Origin of the sequence: Streptomyces fodineus, assembly GCF_001735805.1 — a bacterium.
In the GTDB taxonomy this organism is placed as follows: Bacteria; Actinomycetota; Actinomycetes; order Streptomycetales; family Streptomycetaceae; genus Streptomyces; species Streptomyces fodineus.
Genome location: NZ_CP017248.1, coordinates 6,650,503 through 6,672,230, shown reverse-complemented (window position 1 = coordinate 6,672,230; position 21,728 = coordinate 6,650,503). Strand labels below are relative to the sequence as shown.

At 71.1% G+C, this 21,728-nt stretch carries 14 protein-coding genes and 1 pseudogene; 7 read left to right on the top strand and 8 right to left on the bottom strand.

The features are described 5' to 3' along the window. Positions 1-62: 62 nt before the first annotated feature. The 5 genes from BFF78_RS28585 to BFF78_RS28565 form a co-directional block, all read right to left on the bottom strand. Positions 63-2,348 (bottom strand): FtsX-like permease family protein, encoded by a 2,286-nt coding sequence (locus BFF78_RS28585; RefSeq protein ID WP_069781029.1) that lies wholly within the window; start codon positions 2,346-2,348, stop codon positions 63-65. Further along, on the bottom strand, positions 2,345-2,989 hold the full coding sequence (locus BFF78_RS28580) for an ABC transporter ATP-binding protein (RefSeq protein WP_069781028.1): 645 nt from the start codon (positions 2,987-2,989) through the stop codon (positions 2,345-2,347). The genes BFF78_RS28585 and BFF78_RS28580 overlap by 4 nt, the downstream gene beginning before the upstream one ends. Before the next feature lie 105 nt (positions 2,990-3,094). After that, entirely contained in the window at positions 3,095-3,418 is a 324-nt protein-coding gene (locus tag BFF78_RS48455) for a hypothetical protein (protein ID WP_227025950.1), read from the bottom strand. A gap of 344 nt (positions 3,419-3,762) precedes the next feature. Then, on the bottom strand, positions 3,763-6,483 hold the full coding sequence (gene ppdK / locus BFF78_RS28570; RefSeq protein ID WP_069781026.1) for a pyruvate, phosphate dikinase: 2,721 nt from the start codon (positions 6,481-6,483) through the stop codon (positions 3,763-3,765). Positions 6,484-6,913: 430 nt separating this feature from the next. Beyond that, positions 6,914-8,134, bottom strand: coding sequence for an ROK family protein (locus BFF78_RS28565; RefSeq protein ID WP_193433552.1), 1,221 nt, complete (start codon positions 8,132-8,134; stop codon positions 6,914-6,916). A 131-nt stretch (positions 8,135-8,265) separates the two neighbouring features. Between BFF78_RS28565 and BFF78_RS50230 the strand changes: the two are divergent. From BFF78_RS50230 to BFF78_RS28545, 4 genes and pseudogenes are all read left to right on the top strand, one after another. Continuing rightward, positions 8,266-8,868, top strand: a pseudogene (locus tag BFF78_RS50230) (MGH1-like glycoside hydrolase domain-containing protein); the annotation flags it as partial. Between the two features lie 110 nt (positions 8,869-8,978). Further along, positions 8,979-10,226: an MGH1-like glycoside hydrolase domain-containing protein gene (locus BFF78_RS48450; RefSeq protein ID WP_227025949.1), complete on the top strand. Its 1,248-nt coding sequence runs from the start codon at positions 8,979-8,981 to the stop codon at positions 10,224-10,226. Beyond that, complete coding sequence (locus BFF78_RS28550; protein WP_069781024.1) at positions 10,223-12,160, top strand: amylo-alpha-1,6-glucosidase; 1,938 nt, start codon at positions 10,223-10,225, stop codon at positions 12,158-12,160. Before BFF78_RS48450 ends, BFF78_RS28550 begins: the two co-directional genes overlap by 4 nt. A gap of 120 nt (positions 12,161-12,280) precedes the next feature. After that, a complete protein-coding gene (locus BFF78_RS28545) occupies positions 12,281-14,065 on the top strand; it encodes a sulfatase-like hydrolase/transferase (protein WP_418346695.1) in 1,785 nt (594 codons plus the stop codon). Here the strand turns inward: BFF78_RS28545 and dusB are convergent, their stop codons facing one another. Then, positions 14,066-15,196, bottom strand: coding sequence for a tRNA dihydrouridine synthase DusB (dusB, locus tag BFF78_RS28540; protein WP_069781023.1), 1,131 nt, complete (start codon positions 15,194-15,196; stop codon positions 14,066-14,068). 52 nt (positions 15,197-15,248) lie between these two features. Further along, complete coding sequence (locus BFF78_RS28535) at positions 15,249-16,118, bottom strand: helix-turn-helix transcriptional regulator (protein ID WP_069781022.1); 870 nt, start codon at positions 16,116-16,118, stop codon at positions 15,249-15,251. A 103-nt stretch (positions 16,119-16,221) separates the two neighbouring features. On the opposite strand from BFF78_RS28535, the gene BFF78_RS28530 reads away from it, so the two are divergent. After that, the gene (locus tag BFF78_RS28530; protein ID WP_069781021.1) at positions 16,222-17,646 is read left to right on the top strand and encodes an MFS transporter; all 1,425 of its coding nucleotides are present in this window, start codon (positions 16,222-16,224) and stop codon (positions 17,644-17,646) included. 84 nt (positions 17,647-17,730) lie between these two features. Then, positions 17,731-19,182 carry an MFS transporter gene (locus BFF78_RS28525; protein ID WP_069781020.1) on the top strand — a complete coding sequence of 484 codons (1,452 nt, stop codon included), beginning with the start codon at positions 17,731-17,733 and terminating at the stop codon, positions 19,180-19,182. A gap of 6 nt (positions 19,183-19,188) precedes the next feature. Here the strand turns inward: BFF78_RS28525 and BFF78_RS28520 are convergent, their stop codons facing one another. Then, positions 19,189-20,073, bottom strand: a complete 885-nt coding sequence (locus BFF78_RS28520) for a helix-turn-helix transcriptional regulator (protein ID WP_069783869.1) — start codon at positions 20,071-20,073, stop codon at positions 19,189-19,191. A 101-nt stretch (positions 20,074-20,174) separates the two neighbouring features. On the opposite strand from BFF78_RS28520, the gene BFF78_RS28515 reads away from it, so the two are divergent. Then, positions 20,175-21,602, top strand: coding sequence for an MFS transporter (locus BFF78_RS28515; protein WP_069781019.1), 1,428 nt, complete (start codon positions 20,175-20,177; stop codon positions 21,600-21,602). Positions 21,603-21,728 lie beyond the last annotated feature (126 nt).

Below are 21,728 nucleotides of genomic sequence, written 5' to 3'. Positions count from 1 at the left end.
CCGCAACCCGGCCGGACTGCCCGCCCGAAAATAGGTCAGGGCGCCCCCGGCGTACTCCATCCTCAGTCCCGGCGGATCAACTCGGGGTCGATCCGGCGGCCGATCAACGGCAATGACCCGAGCCCGGCGACGACAACGGCCCCGAGCGCACAGGCGAGCAGCAGCGGCACGCCCGCCCCGTCCCAGAAGATCGCACCACCTCCGGTGACGAGGTAACTCGACTCGGCTGCCTTGCCGGTGACGATGGCCAACACGAGCCCCACGGCCAAGGGCAACACGACCTGTGCAACCTGCACGGCCCGCAGGGTGCGCGGGCGCGCACCGAGCAAGGCCAGTGCCGTGACCTGCGGCTTCCGTTCCATAGCCCGATCCGTGGCCGCGACCATGTAGGCGGCCACGCCGATGATCAGGCCAAGGACCATGCCTACGGCGAGTAGGGTCCTGACGACAGTGATTTGCTGGAGAGCGGTCACGTTGATGCCGTAGGGGTCCACGCCGATGGTGGGGTCGACGCTGCCGATCCCGTCCAACACCTCTCGCACGGTTGCGGTGTCAGAGCTACTGAGGAGGACCAAGGTGGCGCTGTCGGGACGGTAACCAGCGGGAAGGAAGGACGGTGGCAGGAGGACGTCCGCGTCCATTGCTTGAATGTCATCCCAGTCCCGGTACCGAAGGACCTCTTTCGGTACTTTGAGTCGGTGGACGCGGAGGTGTCCGTCCTTCCAGAAGTGGAACGGGAAGGTCACCCCTGGCTTGGCATCGCTGAAGTATCCGTTGGCAGCGTCCAGCAGTCGGACGGGACGGCCGTCGACGCAGCCGGTGACCTTCGGCACCGACTCTTGCAGCTGGCCGCAAGTGGCGACCACCGCGTCGAGACTGGGGTGGTAGTAGTCGTTGCGAAGGTCCGTCCACGAACGCATCCGGACGGCATGCCCCCGAACGCCTCTGCTCCTCTCCAAAGCGCGCTGTTGCTCGGCCGTCACACCGTCGAGCCCGATGCTGTAGATCTGCACGGGCGAGTTGTGCTTGGACACCTGGTCGAGCTCGATCAAGACGCCTTGGACGAGCGAGGCTGCGTACACCAACATGACCAGGCCGGTCGCCACACGGAGAGCACCGCCCGGTTCCACCTCGTTGCGACGCATGGCAAGGCCCAAGGACAGCGAGCCGCTTGAGCGAGCCACCCTGCGGGCAAGAGCTTGTGAGAGGAGCGGCAGCGTCAGTGCGAGACCAACGCCGACCAATACGACGGCGAGTGGCATGAGGACAGCGGACACCCGCGTGTCCCGCGGCGCATGGCCTGTCGCACCCGCCAGGCAGTACCCGGCGACGATGCCCAGCCCGGGAACGAGCGGTAGCAGCCCCCACTTGGCGGGCGGCTTCTGCCCGGCACTGCGCCGCACGGCCAGCGGGTTCGCCGCTGCCTTCCGGGCACTCGCACGGCCCACGAACCATGCCAGGGCAGGGCAGCCGACGAGACAGATGAGAATCGTTGAGACGCTGAGCGCGCCGTCAGTCGGATACCACTTGAAGCCGGGGAGGCCCGCACGGCTGATCAGCTGGTTGACCATCTCGTAGATTCCGAGGCCGAGCAGAGAACCGAGCAGCGCGGCAGCCACCGTCTCGCCCGCATTGACTCGCTGAACAGCCTTCGTACTCAAGCCGACGAGCCGTAGTGCGGCCAACCGACGCACCCGGACAGCTGCGGAGAGCCTGGCGCACACCGAGAGGAAGACCGCCAGTGGCAGCAGTACGACACCAGCGAGGGTGAACCGCACGATGTCGAGGGTCGAGTCCTCCACTGTGGGGCTCGGCGGGTAAGCCTCGCCGAACAGCGTTACGACGTCCGCGTTCTTGAGTCTGGAGACGCCGATGTACGCGTACAACTCATCGGGACGTGCGAGCCCCTGGGCGCCGATGAATCCTCGCTCACGCCCTGGGAGCAGCTGGGCGAGCCCCGGTTCCGCGTGGAACGCCTCATGCAACCGCGGGGATAGGAAGATCTCGCCCGGACGCGGAAGTTCCGCCATCCCTGGTGGCGGCTCGATATGTGTGGTGCCTGGTGCAATGAAGACGCGGGTCATGGGCCGGGAACCGAGCGGGTCCGTCCTGGTCAGTTCCCGCGGGGCCCCCTTGGCACCGAGGCAGTGCCGCTGTGAGTCCATGGCACAGGTCGGCTGGCGCGCTGCGTTGCGGGCGTCCTGCGCTGCCAGGATCCCTGGGATGGTCAGGACCACGGCGAGGCAGCTCACACCAATCGCACTGCCCAGGGTCATGAGGAGGAACCTGACCCGGTTCCCGCGCCCGCTGCCCAGAAGCAGGCGCAGCCCAAGGAGCAGTTCCTTCACCTCGCCTCCCGGGCCCGGGCGGCGAGAACACCGTCGCGCATCGTGTAATGGCTGTCCGCTCGGGTTGCCACCTGTTGGTCGTGCGTGACGAGCACCACGGCTGTCCCCTGGGACCGCGCGAGGGCCAGGAACTCATCCAGTACGGCCTCGGCGTTGGCGCTGTCGAGGGAGCCGGTGGGCTCGTCGGCGAAGACCACGGCCGGCTGATGGACCAACGCGCGGGCGACGGCGACGCGTTGGCTCTGTCCTCCGGATACCTGCGATGGCCGACGGCGCCGCAGATCCGCGAGCCCCAGCCGACCGAGTACCTCGCCCGCGGCGGCGAGCGCGGGAGCCTTGCGTTGTCCGGCCAGGCGAAGAGGCAGCGCTGTGTTCTCCTCGATGGTCAGCTCGGGAAGCAGTTCGCCGTATTGGAAGACGAATCCGAACCGCTCGCGGCGGAGGGCGCTGAGTTCCTCATCGTGCATTTCGGCGAGGACGCGCCCCTCGAATCGGACCTCGCCACGAGCGACGGGCAGGACTCCAGCCAAGCAGTACAACAGCGACGACTTGCCCGAGCCGCTCTGCCCGGTGATCGCCGCGACCTCTCCGCGACGTAGGGAGATCTCCGCGTTCCGGACCGCGGGGGTGTCACCGTACATGAGGTCGACGCCCCTGGTGGACAGGACTTCTGACGTATTGATGGCGTTCCCCTAAGGAGAATGCGAGCCCGGACGCGGGATCCGGGCTCTGGCTGTCGGTGAGTCCTAGTTGTTGGTGAAGTGCTGTGCGGGCGAGCAGTTGTCCGGACGGAGACTTCCCCGGTCGCGACACGCGCGCATGTATGCGTTCACGGTGTAACGCTGAGCACCGTCCCAGTTGGAGTGGTGCATCCACACCGACCGCTTCTGCTTTCCGTCGTAGCGGACCCAGTCGTGGCCCTCGACGCGGACCTGCATGTAGACATTGTGATCGTCCCCCCTATTCGCGTCGCGGAGCCTGCCGGCCCACTCGAAGGCGCCGTGGTTCACCCCTGCGGCGTTGAACTTGTACTGGCCCTCCGCGAACTCGACGCCTCCTGACGTCAGCACAGGAATCGGTCCAGACCACGCCGCGGCCGCCGTCCCCGCAGCCGTGAGGATCAGACCGGCCGCCGCCAAGCCCGCCAACGCCTTTTTCATCTCCGTACCTCCGTCATCACCGGCAGCCCCGACAGCCACCAGAGATCACGGACTGTAACGCTACGGAAACGCAAAGAAACGATCTGCCCTCCCCATCACCACCACATCAGGTGATCGACAATCAGACACCGGCTGAAAACACGCCGGAGAGGCGGCACCCCCGCACAGGATGCCGCCTCTCTTTTCGTGGTCCGGAGCCGTCGCCCATCGGTTGAGGGTCGGGGACGGGTGGCGGCTCCGGGGTCAGGGGAGGGTCAGCGGTGGTCGCTGCCCTCCGACTGCGTGGCCGCGCGTCCCGCCTCCAGGCGGGCCACCGGGATGCGGAAGGGGGAGCAGGAGACGTAGTCCAGGCCGACCTCGTGGAAGAAGTGGACCGACTCGGGGTCGCCGCCGTGCTCGCCGCAGACGCCGAGCTTCAGGTCGGGGCGGGTGCGCCGGCCGGCCTCTGCCGCCAGCTTCACCAGGGAGCCGACGCCGTCCTTGTCGATCGTCTCGAAGGGGGAGACGCCGAAGATGCCCTTCTCCAGGTATGCCGTGAAGAAGGAGGCTTCGACGTCGTCGCGGCTGAAGCCCCACACCGTCTGCGTCAGGTCGTTCGTGCCGAAGGAGAAGAACTCCGCCGCCTCCGCGATCTGGCCCGCCGTCAGCGCGGCGCGCGGCAGCTCGATCATCGTGCCGATGGCGAGCTTGAGCTCGGTACCCGTGGCCGCCTGGACCTCCGCGATGACCTGGTCGGCCTCCTCGCGGACGATCTCCAGCTCCTGGACGGTGCCGACGAGCGGGATCATGATCTCGGCGCGCGGGTCGCCCTTCGCCGCCTTGCGCTCGGCCGCGGCCTCGGCGATCGCCCGCACCTGCATGGTGAACAGGCCGGGGATGACCAGACCGAGGCGCACACCGCGCAGGCCCAGCATCGGGTTCTGCTCGTGCAGGCGGTGGACCGCCTGCAGCAGGCGCAGGTCGTTCTCGTGCGGTTCCTGGCGGGACTCGGCCAGGGCCACGCGGACCGACAGCTCGGTGATGTCGGGCAGGAACTCGTGCAGCGGCGGGTCCAGGAGACGGATCGTCACCGGGAGGCCGTCCATCGCCTCGAAGAGTTCGACGAAGTCCTTCTTCTGGAGGGGGAGCAGCTCCGACAGGGCGGCCTCGCGCTCCTCCTCCGTGTCCGCGAGGATCAGCTTCTCGACCATCTCGCGGCGCTCGCCGAGGAACATGTGCTCCGTGCGGCACAGGCCGATGCCCTGGGCGCCGAAGCGGCGGGCGCGCAGCGCGTCCTCGGCGTTGTCGGCGTTGGCGCGCACGCGCAGGCGGCGCTTGCGGTCGGCGAAGGCCATCATGCGGTGGACCGCCTCGACCAGTTCGTCCGCGTCGTCGGCGCCCGGGTGCATCCGGCCCTCGAAGTACTCCACCACGGGGGACGGGACCACCGGGACCTCGCCCAGGTAGACCTTGCCCGACGAGCCGTCGATCGAGATCACGTCGCCTTCCTCGACGACGTGTCCGCCGGGGACCGTCATACGGCGGCGCTTGGTGTCGACCTCCAGCTCCTCCGCGCCGCAGACACAGGTCTTGCCCATGCCCCGGGCCACCACGGCCGCGTGGGACGTCTTGCCGCCGCGGGACGTCAGGATGCCCTCCGCCGCGATCATGCCGTCCAGGTCGTCCGGGTTCGTCTCACGGCGGACCAGGATGACCTTCTCGCCCGAGCGGGACCACTTGACGGCCGTGTAGGAGTCGAAGACCGCCTTGCCCACCGCGGCGCCGGGAGACGCGGCAATGCCGCGTGCGACCTGCTCGACCTTCGCGGTCTCGTCGAAGCGCGGGAACATCAGCTGGGCCAGCTGGGCGCCGGTGACGCGCTGGAGCGCCTCCGTCTCGTCGATCAGGCCCTGGTCGACCAGCTGGGTCGCGATGCGGAAGGCCGCGCCCGCCGTGCGCTTGCCGACTCGGGTCTGGAGCATCCACAGCTGACCGCGCTCGATCGTGAACTCGATGTCGCACAGGTCCTTGTAGTGGTTCTCCAGCGTCTCCATGATCTGCATGAGCTGGTCGTACGACTTCTTGTCGATCGACTCCAGCTCCGCGAGCGGGACGGTGTTGCGGATGCCCGCGACCACGTCCTCGCCCTGGGCGTTCTGCAGGTAGTCGCCGTAGACGCCCTGGTGGCCGGAGGCAGGGTCACGGGTGAAGGCGACGCCGGTGCCGGAGTCGGGGCCCAGGTTGCCGAAGACCATGGAGCAGATGTTGACGGCGGTGCCCAGGTCGCCGGGGATGCGCTCCTGGCGGCGGTAGAGCTTGGCGCGGTCGCCGTTCCACGAGTCGAAGACCGCCTTGATGGCGAGGTCCATCTGCTCGCGCGGGTCCTGCGGGAAGTCGCGGCCGGCCTCCTTCTTGACGATCTTCTTGAAGGTGGTGACCAGCTTCTTCAGGTCGGCGGCCTCCAGGTCGGTGTCGACCGTGACCTTCTTGGCCTCCTTGGCCTTGTCGAGGGCCTCCTCGAAGAGGTCGCCGTCGACGCCGAGGACGGTCTTGCCGAACATCTGGATCAGGCGGCGGTAGGAGTCCCAGGCGAAGCGGTCGTCGCCGGCCTGCTTGGCCAGGCCCTGCACCGACTTGTCGGAGAGGCCGATGTTCAGGACCGTGTCCATCATGCCGGGCATGGAGAACTTGGCGCCGGAGCGGACGGAGACCAGCAGCGGGTTGTCGGCCTGGCCGAGCTTCTTGCCCATGCGGGACTCGAGGGCGTCGAGGTGCGCACTCACCTCGTCACGCAGTGCCGCGGGCTCCGCGCCGCTGTCCAGGTAGACCTTGCAGGCCTCGGTGGTGATGGTGAAGCCGGGAGGCACCGGCAGACCGAGGTTGGTCATCTCGGCGAGGTTGGCACCCTTGCCGCCGAGGAGGTCCTTGAGGTCCTTGTTGCCCTCGGTGAAGTCGTAAACGAACTTCACTACGTGGGGTTCTTTGTTTTCCGACACGGGTCTCGACTCCTTGAGGCCACGGTGGCTGCCCTGACGGCGAGGAACATACCCAGATCGAAGGCACATGGGTACGTCCACTTGCGCGTCATGCGCCCGTAACCGGTCGTCCGCCAGCGGATCGAAAGTCAAGGCTTGGCAAGCCAGCGGACCAAGATGTGTTCACTTCTTGAACTCAAGCACCCTCAGACACGGGGTTTATCGCTCAGATGAGCGGTCATACTGCACGTCTGATTTCGGTCGATGAACGGTCAAGGGGTGGCACCCAGTGCCACCCCTTGGAGAAGTGCAGCCGCTCATGATCCGCTCATCTGAGCGCAACCCTTATCAAGGGTGGCGAGAATCACGCTGCCACAGTGTGCGGGATTTCACCATGCGGACCGCTTCCCGGTACCCGGAAACACCCACGTCACACGCCCCGGCGTCCCTGTCACACGCCCAGCGCCCGCAGCCGCTCCTCCACCCGCTCCGGCGCGTAGAGGTGGTCCACGACCAGCGCCCCCGCTCCGATGAGCGCGGCCCGCTCCCCCAGCCGGGAGGTGACGACGTCCAGGTGGGCCGTGGAGCGCGGCAGCGCCCGCTGGTAGAGCAGCTCGCGCACACCGGTGAGGAAGGGCGTTCCGGCCAGATCGCCCGCGATCATCAGCACGCCCGGGTTGAGGAGGGTGACGACCGTGGCCAGGACGTCCCCGACCCGGCGGCCCGCCTCCCGGGCCAGCGCCGCCGCCTGAGGATGCCCGGCGGCCAGCAGGTCCCGTACGTCCGCGCCGGAGGCGGCCGGCACCCCGCTCTCCGCGAGCCGCCGGGCCACGGCGCCTCCGCTCGCGACGGCGGCGAGACAGCCGTACGAACCGCAGCGGCACAGCGCGTCCGCGCCGACCCGGATGTGCCCGATGTCGCCCGCGCCGCCGTCGATCCCCCGGTAGATCGCGCCGTCCACGACCACCCCGGCGCCGATGCCCGTGGACACCTTGACCAGGACGAAGGCCGCGCAGTCGGGGTGGCCGGCGCGCTGTTCGCCGTACGCCATCAGGTTCGCGTCGTTGTCGACGAGGACGGGGACGGCTGGGGCGCCGGTGTGCTCGGTGAAGGCGCGGCAGAGGCGGCCCGTTATGTCGTAGCCGTCCCAGCCCGGCATCATCGGCGGCTGCACCACCCGGCCGGTCCCGGTGTCCACCGGGCCGGGCGCGGCGAGCCCGATGCCGCAGACGTCCGCCGCGGGGCGCCCGGTCTTCTCCAGCAACTCGCCGAACCAGCGGCCCAGTTCGGCCAGCACGACCTCCGGGCCTTCCCCGACCACCAGCGGCCCGGCGTGTTCGGCCAGGATCTCGCCGGTCAGGGTGAGAACGGCCGCGCGGGCGTGCCGGGTGTCGAGGTCGGCGGCGAGGACGACGCAGTGGGCGTCGTCGAACTCCAGGGTGATGGAGGGGCGGCCACCGAGCGGCGAGTCGACGGGGCCGCCGGCGCCCTCGCGCAGCCAGCCCGCCCGGAACAGCCGGTCCAGGCGCTGGCCGACGGTCGCCCGGGACAGTCCGGTCGCCTGCTGGAGCGCACCGCGCGTCACCGCCCGCCCGCTGCGGACGAGTTCGAGCAGCTCTCCGGCGCCGGCCTGGCCGCCGGCTCTGCGGACTCTCTCCGGACTTCCGTTCATGCGCACCCCCTTGTGTTTCCCAAGCCTGCATTACATATTGAGTTTTGCGTGTTAAATGGACGTAACCTCACGACGGTTACCACCAAACCCCGGTCGTCCGGCCGGGCGTCTTCGGCTTCGGGGAGCCCCGAGTGGATCGCAGCACGCAGCTCACCGCCCCTCCCGCGGCATACGAGATCGCATCCGATCCCCCCGCCTGCGGCGCGTCCCTGCACGTCAGGGCGGTGCGGGTGCTCGACGCGAACTGGACGGGCGGCTCGACGGTCCCCTCCCGGAGCCTGTATCCGCACCAGTGGTCCTGGGACTCGGCGTTCATCGCGATCGGGTTGAGGCATCTGTCGCCGCTGCGGGCCCAGACCGAGCTGGAGACGCTGCTGGCCGCCCAGTGGGCCGACGGACGCGTCCCGCACATCGTCTTCAACCCCTCCGTACCGTTCGACGCGTACTTCCCCAGCCCCGACTTCTGGCGCTCCTCCACCGCCGGTCGCGCGGCGGGCGCCCCGTGCACCGTACAGACGTCGGGGATCGTGCAGCCACCGGTCCACGCCCTGGCCGCCTGGCTGGTGCACCGCGCCGACCCCGGTCTGTCCCGGGCGCGCGGCTTTCTGGCCCGGGTGTACCCGCGGCTCGCCGCCTGGCACCGCTATCTGCTGCACCGCCGGGACCTGGGCGGCGCCGGGCTGGTGTCGGTGGTCCACCCCTGGGAGCAGGGCATGGACAACAGCCCCTGCTGGGACACCCCGCTCGCCCGGATCACCCCGACCCCGGCCCGCTCCTTCCGCCGCGCCGACCTCGCCCACGGCGCCCCGAGGACCGGCCGACGGATCTGGACTACGGGCGGTACGTGCGGCTGGCCGCGGACTACCGGGACGCCGGATACCGGGACGGGACGGGCGGGAGGGGCGGGGCCGGCGGCGCGGAGTTCGCCGTCGAGGACCCCTCCTTCAACGCCCTGCTCATCGCCTCCGAACACGCACTGGCCCAGATCGCCGAGGAACTGGGCGCCCCCGGCACCGCCCGCCACACCCGCGCCGAACGCCTGACGGCTGTGCTGGTGGAGCGGCTGTGGGATCCGGCGGCGGGGATGTTCCTGTGCCGGGACCTGCGGGGTGGTGGGCTGGTCCGGGAGCGGGGGGTGTCCGGACCGACCGACGCGCGGGGCGCTTCCGGACCGGCCGACGAACCGCCCGCATCCGGGCCGACCGTCAACCGGGGCATCTCCAAGCCGAGCCACGAGCAACGCGCCCCGGATCTGAGCGGCAAACCGGGCGCCTCCGGACCGACCCACGAGCAGCGCGTCTCCGGACCGACCGGCGAGCGAGGCACCTCCGGCCCGACCCACGAGCAGCGCGTCTCCGGACCGACCAGCGAACCGCACGCCTCCGGACCGACCGGCGAACCGCGCGCCTCCAGGCCGACCAGCGAACCGCGCGCCTCCGGACCGATCAGCGAACCGCACGCCTCCAGGCCGACCGGCGAACCGCGCGCCTCCGGACCGACCGGCGACCGGGGCATCTCCAAGCCGAGCCACGAGCAACGCGCCCCGGGTCCGACCGGCGAGGCGGGTGCCTGCGGAGCGGGGTACGGGCCCGGCTCCTCCGGGCTGATCCCGGAGCGGGGCGTATCCGGGCTGGTGCCGCTTCTGCTTCCCGGGCTGCCGCGTGAGGTCGTCGCCGCGCTCGTCCGTACCCTGTGCGGGCCGCACTTCGGGCTGGGCGATCGCACCCGGCTCGTCCCCAGCTACGACCTTCTCGGCGAGGCCTTCGATCCGCACCGGTACTGGCGCGGCCCGGCGTGGTTCAACACCAGCTGGCTGCTGGAGCGGGGTCTGCGCACGCACGGGGAGGCGGCCTTGGCCGATGCCCTGCGCGCGGCCGTGCTGCAGTTCGCCGAAGCGTCGGACTTCGCCGAGTACGTCGACCCGTACACCGGCGCGGCCTGCGGGGCGACCGGCTTCGGCTGGACCGCGGCGCTCGCCCTCGACCTGCATCACGAGCTGCACAAAGACCTTCCCAAGCGCCCCGGCGCGGGCGTGTCCAAGCCGGCCACCGGCACGTTCGACAGAAGTGAAGAAGGAGGCGACCGGGGATGACGGACCGGCATCATCTGCTCGTGCACGGGGTGACGTTCGCCGCCGTGGGCGACCGGGGCGACATCAGCGGAGTCCGGGGCAGCGGCTCCCCCGACGGGTTATTCGTACGGGATGCCCGGCACCTCAGCCGCTGGCAGCTCACCGTCGACGGCGCCGTGCCCGAAGTGCTCACCCCGGTGGCCGACGGTGACGCGGCCCGCTGTGTCCTGGTCCCGCGCGGTGGCCGGCAGGAGCCCCCGGCGCACACCCTCTTCCGCCGGCAGGCGGTCGGCGACAGCTCGTTCGTGGAATCGCTCCGGGTCACCAGCAACCGCCCGGTGCCCACCACCGTCCGGCTCGCCATCACCGCCGACGCCGACTTCACCGACCAGTTCGAACTCCGCGCCGACCACCGCACCTACGCCAAGGCCGGCGCCGTACGCTCCCGCGAAGTCCTCGACGACGGCATCGAGTTCACCTACCGGCGCGCCGAATGGCGGTCCTGTACGACCATCACGGCCGAGCCCGCTCCCGACGCCGTGGAGGAGACCGGCACGGGTGCCCGCCGCCTGGTGTGGGACCTCGAACTGGACGCACACGGTACGACCGAGCTGGTGCTGCGGGTGATCGCCCGCCCGCACGGCGAGAAGCGGGCCGTACGGGTGCCGCGCGACCCCTCCGCCGTACACGAGCAACTCCTCGCCCTGGAAGGGGAGTTCGTGGAGGGCGTCGCCTTCCCGACCGGCTGGCCGGAGCTCGCGGCGGCCTGCGCGCGGGGCCTCGCCGACCTGGCGGCGCTCCAGGTGCCGGCCACCGGACCGGACGGCGAGGAAGTGCGCGTCCCGGCCGGTGGCGCCCCCTGGTTCCTCACCCTCCTCGCCCGGGACGCCCTGCTCACCTCCCTGTTCGCGCTGCCGTACCGCCCGGAACTGGCCGCCGCCACGCTGCCCGCGCTCGCCGCGACCCAGGCGAACGGCACCGGCCCGTCCCCGGTCGCCCAGCCCGGCAAGATCGTGCACGAGGTACGGCACGGCGAGCTGGCGCACTTCGGGCAGGTGCCGTTCGGGCGGTACTACGGCTCGGTCGACGCCACCCCGCTGTTCCTGATCCTGCTCGGCGCGTATGTCGAGCGGACCGGGGACGCGGAGCTGGCCCGCCGCCTGGAGCGGCACGCGCGTGCCGCCGTCGCCTGGATGCTCGACCACGGCGGTCTCACGTCCCGCGGCTACCTCGTCTACCGCGCCGACGAGGGCGGTCTCGCCAACCAGAACTGGAAGGACTCCCCCGGCGCGATCTGCTGCGCCGACGGCAGCCGGCCCACCGGCGCGGTGATGGCGGCGGGCGCGCAGGGCTATGCGTACGACGCGCTGCGCCGCACGGCGTGGCTGGCGCGGGGAACGTGGGGCGACGAGACGTACGGCGCGCTGCTGGAGCAGGCCGCCGCCGATCTGAGGGACCGTTTCCAGCGGGACTTCTGGATGCGGGAGCACTCCTTCCCGGCGCTCGCGCTGGACGGTCAGGGCCGCCAGATCGACGCGCTGGGCTCCGACGCGGGGCATCTGCTGTGGTCCGGGCTGCTGGACAAGGAGTACGGCGAGGTGGTGGGCCGACGGCTGCTGGAGCCGGACTTCTTCTCCGGGTGGGGTGTGCGGACGCTGGCCTCCGGGCAGCCGGCGTACCATCCGCTGTCCTATCACCGTGGTTCCGTGTGGCCGCATGACAACGCGCTGATCACGCTGGGGCTTGCCCGGTACGGGTTGCACGACGAGGCGCGCACGGTCGCCCATGCGCTGGTCGACGCGGCGGCCGTGGCGGGATACCGGCTGCCGGAGGTCTTGGCGGGGTACGGGCGGGACACGCATCCGGAGCCGGTGCCCTATCCGCACGCGTGTGTGCGGGAGTCCCGGTCGGCCGCGGCGCCGCTTGCCCTGCTGACGGCGGTGGGCGGGGTGTAGGGCCGCTGGGGCGAGCGTTTGCCAGGTGTTTGCCCGGCGCCCGTGAACAGGGGCGGCGACGTCGTCGTACGGGACTGCAGATCGGGTCTCGCAGGGAAGGACGCCGGGTTGTCCCAGGACATGAGCACGCGCGAATCAGCTGGAGTGGAAGCCGAAGAGGCCGAGCCGAAGCCGCCCGCCGCCCTCCAACCCGGCCCGAGCCGCCCCTTCCCGCGCCCCTGGACCGCCTGCTCGGCGTGGATCCGGCGCCGGCGCGCGGAGCATCCGGCCGCCGTCGAGGCGCTGTCGGTCACGGTCACCGTGCTCGCCGCCGCGCTCGTCGTCGCCGCCCTGGTGATGCCGAACTCCGTGGGGCAGCTGGAGCCTTCGCAGTTTGTGCGGGTACCGGCGGAGGCCGTGATCGGGGCGGCCGTGATGATCGCGCTGCCACGCCGGCCGCGGGTGGTGCTGGCAGCCGTGTCCGGGGTCGCGCTGGCCGCGATGACCGTGCTGAACGCGCTCGACATGGGCTTCAAGCAATACCTCGGCCGCGGCTTCAACGTCGTTCTCGACTGGAGCCTGTTCGGGGACGCGGAGTCGTATCTGGAGGACTCGCTCGGCCGTACGAAGACCCTGGCCGCCGTGGCCGGTGTGATCGCCGTCGTCCTGCTCCTGTTCGTGCTGCTGGCGCTGTCCATGGTGCGGCTGAGCAACCTGCTGGCCCGGCACCCCGGCATCGCGACCCGGGGCACGCTGGTCGCCGGGGTCGTCTGGATCACCTCCTCCTCCCTCGGCCTCCAGTTGTCCGGCGTACCGCTCGCCGCCGACAACACCGCCACCGCGCTGAAGGCCCAGGCGCACCTGGTCTCGGCCACGCTCAAGGACGAGGCGGAGTTCCGGAAGGTCGCCAAGGTGGACGCCTTCGGGAACACCCCGGGCAGCCAGCTGGTCCCGGATCTGCGCGGCAAGGACATGATCTTCACGTTCATCGAGAGCTACGGCCGCAGCGCGGTCGAGGACCCGATCATGGCGCCCGGCGTCGACAGCACCCTCGACGCCCGCACCAAGGCCCTGGCCAAGGCCGGTTTCCACGCCAAGAGCGGCTGGCTGACCTCGGCGACCTACGGCGGCAGCAGCTGGCTCGGCCACTCCACCACCATGTCGGGCCTGTGGATCAGCAACCAGCAGCGCTACCGCACGGTCATGGCCAGCGACCACATGAGCCTGACCGACGCGTTCAAGAAGACGGGTGCCTTCGACACGGTCGGCGTCATGCCGGGGGTGCAGAAGGGGTGGCCGGAGCAGAAGTGGTACGGCCTCGACAAGGTCTACAACGCCTTCGAACTCGGCTACAAGGGACCGAAGTTCAGCTGGTCGACCATGCCCGACCAGTACACCCTGCAGCAGTACCAGGACCGGGTGCACAGCAAGAAGCCCGCCGACGGCAAGTCGCGGATGTCCTTCCTGATCCTCACCTCCAGCCACACGCCCTGGGCGCCGATCCCCAAGATGGTCGGCTGGGACCAGCTGGGCGACGGCTCGGTCTTCAACGGCATCGAGAAGGCCGGCAACCCTGCCTCCTACACCCTCACCGACGACAGGCACTCCAAGGAGGAGTACGGCAAGTCCGTGCAGTACACGGTGACGGCCCTGACCCAGTGGCTGGAGCGCTACGGCAACGAGAACACCGTGCTGGTCTTCCTCGGTGACCACCAGCCGAACGCCCACGTCAGCGGCAATCACGCCAGCCGTGATGTACCGGTGTCGATCGTCGCGAAGGACCCGAAGGTGCTGGACAAGCTCGCGAATTGGAACTGGACCGACGGTCTGCGTCCCGCGCACAACGCCCCGGTGTGGCAGATGAGTGCCTTCCGCGACCGCTTCCTGACGGCGTTCGGTTCGACGCCGCATCCGAAGACGAACTGATCAGCCGCCCGACGCATCCAGCTCCGCGTCCTCGCCGACCCCCGCGCAGTCGTACGGGTCCTTCAGCCAGCCGTCCGGCAGCACCACCCGGTTGTTGCCGGACGTACGGCCGCGCGGCCCGTCCGCGCCGGCCGGCCACGGCTGGTCGAGGTCCAGCTCGTCCAGCCCGGCCCGGAGTTCGGCCAGCGAGGACGTGATCGCGAGGCGCTTACGCATCTCGGAGCCGACCGCGAAGCCCTTCAGGTACCAGGCGACATGCTTGCGGAAGTCGACCACGCCCTTGGACTCGTCGCCGGTCCACTCCCCGAGCAGGGTGGCGTGCCGGACCATGACGTCGGCGACTTCCCGGAGCGCCGGCCGCGCGAAGGACGTACGCCCCTCGAAGGCGGCGACCAGGTCCGCGAACAGCCACGGCCGCCCCAGGCACCCACGGCCCACGACCACACCGTCGCACCCGGTCTCCCGCACCATCCGCAGCGCGTCCCCGGCCGACCAGATGTCGCCGTTGCCGAGCACGGGGATCTCCGGGACGTGCTCCTTCAGGCGCGCGATGGCGTCCCAGTCGGCGGTGCCGCCGTAGTGCTGGGCGGCCGTACGGCCGTGCAGGGCGATCGCCGTGACGCCCTCCTCGACGGCGATGCGGCCGGCGTCGAGGTAGGTGATGTGATCGTCGTCGATGCCCTTGCGCATCTTCATGGTCACCGGCAGGTCTCCGGCGCCGCTCACGGCCTCCCGGAGGATCGCCCGCAGCAGGTTCCGCTTGTACGGCAGGGCCGAGCCGCCGCCCTTCCTGGTGACCTTGGGGACCGGGCAGCCGAAGTTCAGGTCGATGTGGTCGGCCAGGTCCTCCTCCGCGATCATGCGGACGGCCTTGCCGACGGTCGCCGGGTCGACGCCGTACAGCTGGATCGAACGCGGCCGCTCGCTCGCGTCGAACCTGATCAGCTGCATGGTCTTCTCATTGCGCTCGACCAGCGCCCGGGTCGTGATCATCTCGCTGACGAACAGGCCCTTTCCGCCGGAGAACTCCCTGCACAGGGTGCGGAAGGGCGCGTTGGTGATCCCCGCCATGGGTGCGAGCACGACGGGCGGTACGACGGCGTGCGGGCCGATGGAGAGCGGGTGGGTCATCGTCAGGGCTCCGGGACGGATCTACGGCACAGGGGCGAGCCCCCATTGTCCCTCACTCCTCCGCCAGCTCCGCCAGCCGCTCCAGCCGCTCCTCGGTCTCCTCGTCGGCGGGGATGTACGCGACCACCCGGTGGGCCGGTGACTGCGGGGCCAGCCACATGGTGCGGTGCTCCAGGCGGACCAGGCCGACCACCGGGTGCCGGTACCGCTTGACGTGCGGGGACAACGGGGCGACCTCGTGCCGTTCCCACAGCGCGCGGAACTCCTCGGAAGCCGCCAGCAGCCGGTCCCGGTGCTCCTTCCACACGGGCTCGGCCACATGCTCGGCCATGGCCACCCGGTACTTGGCGATGAGGTCGCGCAGCATCTCGTCACGGTCGAGGAAGTCCCGCTTCCAGCGCTCGCTGGTGGCCAGCAGCCACAGACAGTTCCGCTCGGCCCGGGGCAGCTCGGCGAGGTCGCCGAAGAGCTGGGCGAAGGGGCGGTTGGCGGCGAGGACGTCGTAGCGGGCGTTCTGCAGGGAGGCGGGGTAGGGCGCGAGCCGTTCGACGACCTTGATCGCCGACTTGGCGGCGACCGTGCACTCGGCCTCGGTGCGCGGGTCGGCGGTTCCGGCGAGGGCGAAGAGGTGGGCGCGCTCGGTGGGGTCCATGAGCAGGGCGCGGGCGACGGCGTCCAGCACCTGGGCGGAGACATGGGTGGCGCGGGCCTGTTCGATCCAGGTGTACCAGGTGACGCCGACCGCGGAGAGCTGGGCGACCTCCTCCCGGCGCAGGCCGGGGGTGCGGCGGCGCGGGCCGCGCGGCAGGCCGACCTGCTCGGGGGTGATCCGCTCCCGCCGGCTGCGCAGAAAGGCGGCGAGTTCCCGGCGCCGGATGTGCTGGCTCGGTTCCCGGTGCTGTTCCGGCGCTGCGACGGTCATGTGATCAAGGGTGCCGTGCCCTCGTACCCCGGTTCCAGTTGGTGCCGGTACCTGGATGAGCACCGCCTGGTACCCGGCTGGGCGGGGGCGCAGGGTCGAGGGCATGACCACGACGACCACACCCCCGGTGACGGCGGCCCCGCCGCGCGCCCTCACCCCGCTCGGGCTGCTCACCCTCCTGCTGGGCACGGCGCTGCCGATGATCGACTTCTTCATCGTCAATGTCGCCCTGCCCACGATCGAGCACGATCTGCACGCCCCGCCGGCCACGCTGGAGATGGTGGTGGCCGGGTACGCGGTGGCGTACGCCGTGCTGCTGGTCCTCGGCGGCCGGCTCGGTGACGGTTTCGGCCGGCGGCGGCTGTTCCTGTGGGGTGTGGCCGCCTTCGGGCTGACCTCGCTGGCCGGCGGTCTTGCGCCGGGCGCCTGGTGGCTGGTGGGGGCGCGGGTCGCGCAGGGTGCCGCGTCGGCGCTGCTGCTGCCGCAGGTGCTGGCCACCATCCACGCCACGACGTCCGGCGAGCGGCGGGCCCGCGCGGTCGCCCTGTACGGCTCGGTCGGCGGGGTGTCCGTCGTCCTCGGGCAGGTGCTGGGCGGGGTGCTCCTCGCCGCGGATCTCGCGGGCACCGGCTGGCGCGCGGTGTTCCTGGTGAACGTGCCGGTGGCCGTCGCCGCCCTGCTGTGTGCGCTGCGGGCGGTGCCGGACAGCCGGGCGGAGCGGCCCGCGCGCGGCGATCTCGCCGGTACGGCGCTGCTGGCGGCGGCCCTGATCGCGCTGCTGCTGCCGCTGACCGAGGGCCGGGCGGCGGGCTGGCCGCTGTGGTCGGTGCTGCTGCTGTGCGCGGCGCCGCCGCTCGCGGCGGGGTTCTACGGCGTGGAGCGGCGGGGCGAGCGGGCCGGTGGCAGCCCGCTGCTGCCGCCGTCCCTGCTCACCGCGCCGGAGGTCCGCCGGGGCCTGCTGCTGGGTCTGCCGGTGTTCGTCGGTTTCGCCGGGTGGATGTTCGTGAGCGCGGTGACCCTGCAGCAGGGCCTCGGCTACGGGGCGTTGCGGGCGGGGCTGACGCTGGTGCCGATGGGGGTGGCGCAGTTCGCGGCGTCGATGCTGGCGCCGCGAGCCGTACGGCGGTTCGGCGGGCGGGCGGTGGCGCTGGCGGCGGTGGTGCACATCGCGGGGCTCGCGACGGTGACGGCGACCGCGCTGCTGGGCCCCTGGCCGCACCTGAGCCCGCTCGCCCTCTCCCCCAGCCTGGTGCTGTGCGGGTTCGGCCAGGGCCTTCAACTGCCGCTGTACTACCGGATCCTGCTCGCGGCGATCCCGGCGCGGCTGGCGGGCGCGGGCAGCGGGCTCGCGGCCACGCTCCAGCAGTCCTGCCTGGCCGTCGGGGTCGCGGCGCTCGGCTCGCTGTTCCTGTCCCTGGTCCCGGGTCTCGGCATGCGGGAGGCGCTGGCCGTGGTGCTGGCGGTGCAGGCAGGGGGACTCGTGGGGCTGGGGTGGCTTGGCCTGCGCCTACCCCGGGTACTGGGCTGAGCCGGGGCTCCCGGTCGCACGGTCGCCAAGATCGTGTATCTGTAATTAGTTAGACACACTATTGATATCCGCTACGATGGAACCATGCCCGAGTTGAGCCCTCGCCGCCGTCTGCTGGTACTCGCGATCTGCTGCATGAGCCTGCTGATCGTGAGCCTGGACAACACCGTGCTGAACGTGGCGCTGCCGTCCATGCAGCGCGATCTGCACGCCACCACCTCAGGCCTGCAGTGGACGATCGACGCTTACACACTGGTGCTGGCCTCGCTGCTGATGCTCGCGGGGTCGACGGCCGACCGGGTCGGCCGCAAGCGGGTCTTCATGACCGGCCTGGTGGTCTTCTCCGTCGGCTCGCTGCTGTGCTCGCTCGCACCGAACCTGTCCCTGCTGGTGGTGTTCCGGATGGTGCAGGCGATCGGCGGCTCGATGCTCAACCCGGTCGCCATGTCGATCATCACCAACACCTTCACCGACGCCCGGGAGCGGGCCCGCGCGATCGGTGCGTGGGGTGCGGTGGTCGGCATATCCATGGCGGCGGGCCCGCTGGTCGGCGGGCTGCTGGTGCAGTCGGTGAGCTGGCGCGCGATCTTCTGGATCAACCTCCCGGTCGGCCTCGCCGCCCTGCTGCTCACCCTCCGCTTCGTGCCCGAGTCCCGCGCGCCCAAGGCCCGCCGCCCCGACCCGGTCGGCCAGCTCCTGGTCATCGCCCTGTTCGGCTCGCTGACGTACGCGATCATCGAGGCGCCCGACTCGGGCCCGGGCGCGGTGGCCGCCTTCGCGGCGGTCGCCCTCGCCGCCCTCCTCGGCCTGCTCTGGTACGAGCCCCGGCGCACCGAACCCCTCATCGACCTGCGCTTCTTCCACTCGGCGCCGTTCAGCGGCGCCACGGTGATCGCGATCAGCGCGTTCGCGGCGCTGGGCGGCTTCCTCTTCCTGTCCACGCTCTACCTGCAGAACGTCCGCGGCCTGGACGCCCTGCACGCGGGCCTGTGGATGCTGCCGATGGCCGCGCCGACCTTCCTGTGCGCGCCGCTGTCCGGCCGCCTGGTGGGCAGCCGCGGCCCCCGCCTCCCCCTGCTGATCGCCGGTACGGCGATGACGGCGAGCGGTGTCCTCTTCGCGGCCTTCGAGGCGGAGACGTCGAACACCACCCTCCTGCTCGGCTACGTCCTGTTCGGCATCGGCTTCGGCTTCGTCAACGCGCCGATCACCAACACGGCCGTCTCCGGCATGCCCCGCGCCCAGGCCGGGGTCGCCGCCGCGGTCGCCTCCACCAGCAGGCAGCTGGGCCAGACGCTCGGCGTCGCGGTGGTCGGCGCGGTCCTGGCCGCCGGCATCCACACGTCCGCCTTCCGCGACACCTTCGTCCCGGCCGCTCGCCCCGGCTGGTGGATCCTCACCGCCTGCGGCCTGGCCGTCCTCGCCCTGGGCCTCCTCACCAGCGGCCGCTGGGCCCACCGCACCGCCGAACGGACGGCCGAGAAGCTGGAGTCGCCGGAGATCCGCCAGCCGGTGGGGGCCTCCGGGCGCGGCTAGCGGGTGTCAGACCCCGCCGAGTGCGAGGTCGTACAGCTTCTCCAGCCGCTGCCGGCTCTCCTCGTCGGCCGGGGTGTACGTCACCATGCGGGCGCCGTGTTCGGGGCCCAGCCACAGATCCGTGTGCTCCAGCTTGAGGTGCCCGACGTGGGCGTTGAGGAACTCCTTGGTCTTGGTGCGGCTGCCGACCACCTCGTAACGCTCCCAGTTCTCACGGAACTTGGGGGAATCCGCCGCCAGGCGCTTGAGGAGCATCTTCCAGGCCGGCTCGCCGAGGTGGCCGGCGAGCGAGGCGCGCAGCCGGGCGGCCATCAGGCGCTGGGTCTCCTCCAGGTGGACGACCGACTCCTGCCACTCCCGGTTCGTGTACACGAGGAGCATGCAGTTGCGGTCCTCCGGCGCAATCGCGTCCAGGTCGCACAGGAGGCGGCCGTAGGTGCGGTTGTAGGCGAGGATGTCGTACCGGCTGTTCTGGATGCAGGCCGGGATCGGCTCCAGTTGGCGCAGCATCTCGCACAGGGCCGGGGTGACGCTCGGACAGCTCGCGGCGGGCGTCGGATCGGTGGCGCCGGCGAGCTGGAAGAGGTGGGCGCGCTCGCTGGTGTCCAGCATCAGGGTGCGGGCCAGGGCGTCCAGGACCTGGATGGACACCTGGATGTCCCGGGCCTGTTCGAGCCAGGTGTACCAGGTGACGCCGACCGCGGAGAGCTGCGCGACCTCCTCCCGGCGCAGCCCGGGCGTACGACGCCGGGCGCCACGCGGCAGCCCCACCTGCTCGGGACTGATCCGCTCACGGCGGCTGCGCAGGAAGGCGGCCAGTTCGTGCCGCCGGATCTCCGCGCGCCGGGTCGGCTGCGGGGCGGTCTCTCGGTCCGAGGCCATGGTCGTCATCATCCCAGGGTGCCCCGGCCGTCATCCTGTTGCCAGGTATTTCTTCTACCAGGATCAGGAGACTCTGGTACCAGTCTGGGCGGTGGCGCAGGCTCGGGGACATGAGTGAAACCGTCACCACCCCGGTCGTCCGTACGACGGCCGCACCACCCGCACTCGGCGGGCTCGGGCTGTTCACCGTACTGCTGGCCGCGGCGCTGCCGCTGGTCGACTTCTTCATCGTCAATGTCGCCCTGCCGGCCATCGGCACCGATCTCGCCGCGGGCGAGGCCATGCTGGAACTGGTCGTGGCCGGGTACGGGGTCGCGTACTCCGTGCTGCTGGTGCTCGGCGGGCGGCTCGGGGACCTGTTCGGGCGGCGCCGGCTGTTCCTCGGCGGCATGGCCGCGTTCGGACTCACCTCGCTGGCCTGCGGTCTTGCGCCGGACGCCTGGAGCCTGGTCGCGGCGCGGGTCGCGCAGGGGGCGTCGGCCGCCGCGATGCTGCCGCAGGTGCTCGCCACCATCCAGGCCACCACGCGCGGCGCGCGCCGGGCGAAGGCCATGAGCCTCTACGGCGCGACCGCCGGACTGTCCATGGTCGCCGGGCAGATACTCGGCGGCGTGCTCGTCGCCGCCGATGTCGCCGGGACCGGCTGGCGGTCCGTGTTCCTCGTCAACGTGCCCGTGGTCGCCCTCGGTTTGGTGCTCGCCGTGCGGGTCGTGCCCGAGACCCGGTCGCAGCACCCCGAGCCCGTCGACGGGCCCGGCACCGTCCTGCTCGCGGCGTCCCTGCTGACGCTGCTCGCCCCGCTCACCGAGGGCCGGTCCGCGGGCTGGCCGCTGTGGACGTGGCTGTCGCTGGCCGCGTTCCCGTTCGCCGCCGGTGCGTTCTGGACCGTGGAGCGGCGGGCCGACCGGGCGGGGCGGACCCCGCTGGTGCCGCCGAGTCTGCTGGCGCTGGCCTCGCTGCGGCGCGGTCTGGCGCTGATCCTGCCGTTCTCCATCGGCTTCAGCGGGTTCATGTTCGTCATCGCGCTGGCGTTGCAGAAGGGCGCCGGGCTCGGCCCGGTCCCGGCCGGGCTCGCGCTCGCGCCGATGGCCGTGGTGTTCCTGTTCGTCTCCCTCGCCGGGCCCCGGCTGACAGCCCGTCACGGCACCCGGGTCGTCACCGCCGGCGCGGTGGTCCAGGGCGTCGGCGTGCTGCTGATCGTGCTGGCGGCGTGGCGGGACTGGCCGCACCTGGACTTCGTCTCGCTGCTGCCGGGTGCCGCCGTGGCCGGTGCCGGGCAGGCGCTCCAACTGCCCAATGTGTTCCGGATCGTGATGTCCGAGGTGCCGCCCGCCCGGGCCGGAGTCGGCAGCGGTGTGATGGTCACCACCCAGCAGTCCGCGCTCGCGCTCGGCGTGGCCACCCTCGGCACCCTGTTCCTCACCCTGGTGCCGAGCATGGGGATGCGGGACGCGCTGGTCACCACGCTGCTGGTGCAGTTGGCGGGGGTCGTGCTGACCGGGCTGCTCAGCCTGCGGCTGCCGCGCGAGGTCGGCTGAGCCGGGGCCGGGGCGGGCGGCTCCGGGCACGGCTTGGACAACTCCGTGTGAAGCTCTCCCTGTTGATGTTCGTATTGCTGCACACTCCTGTCCCGGCCGGGGTGTTCCGGATTCAAGGAGGCGTGA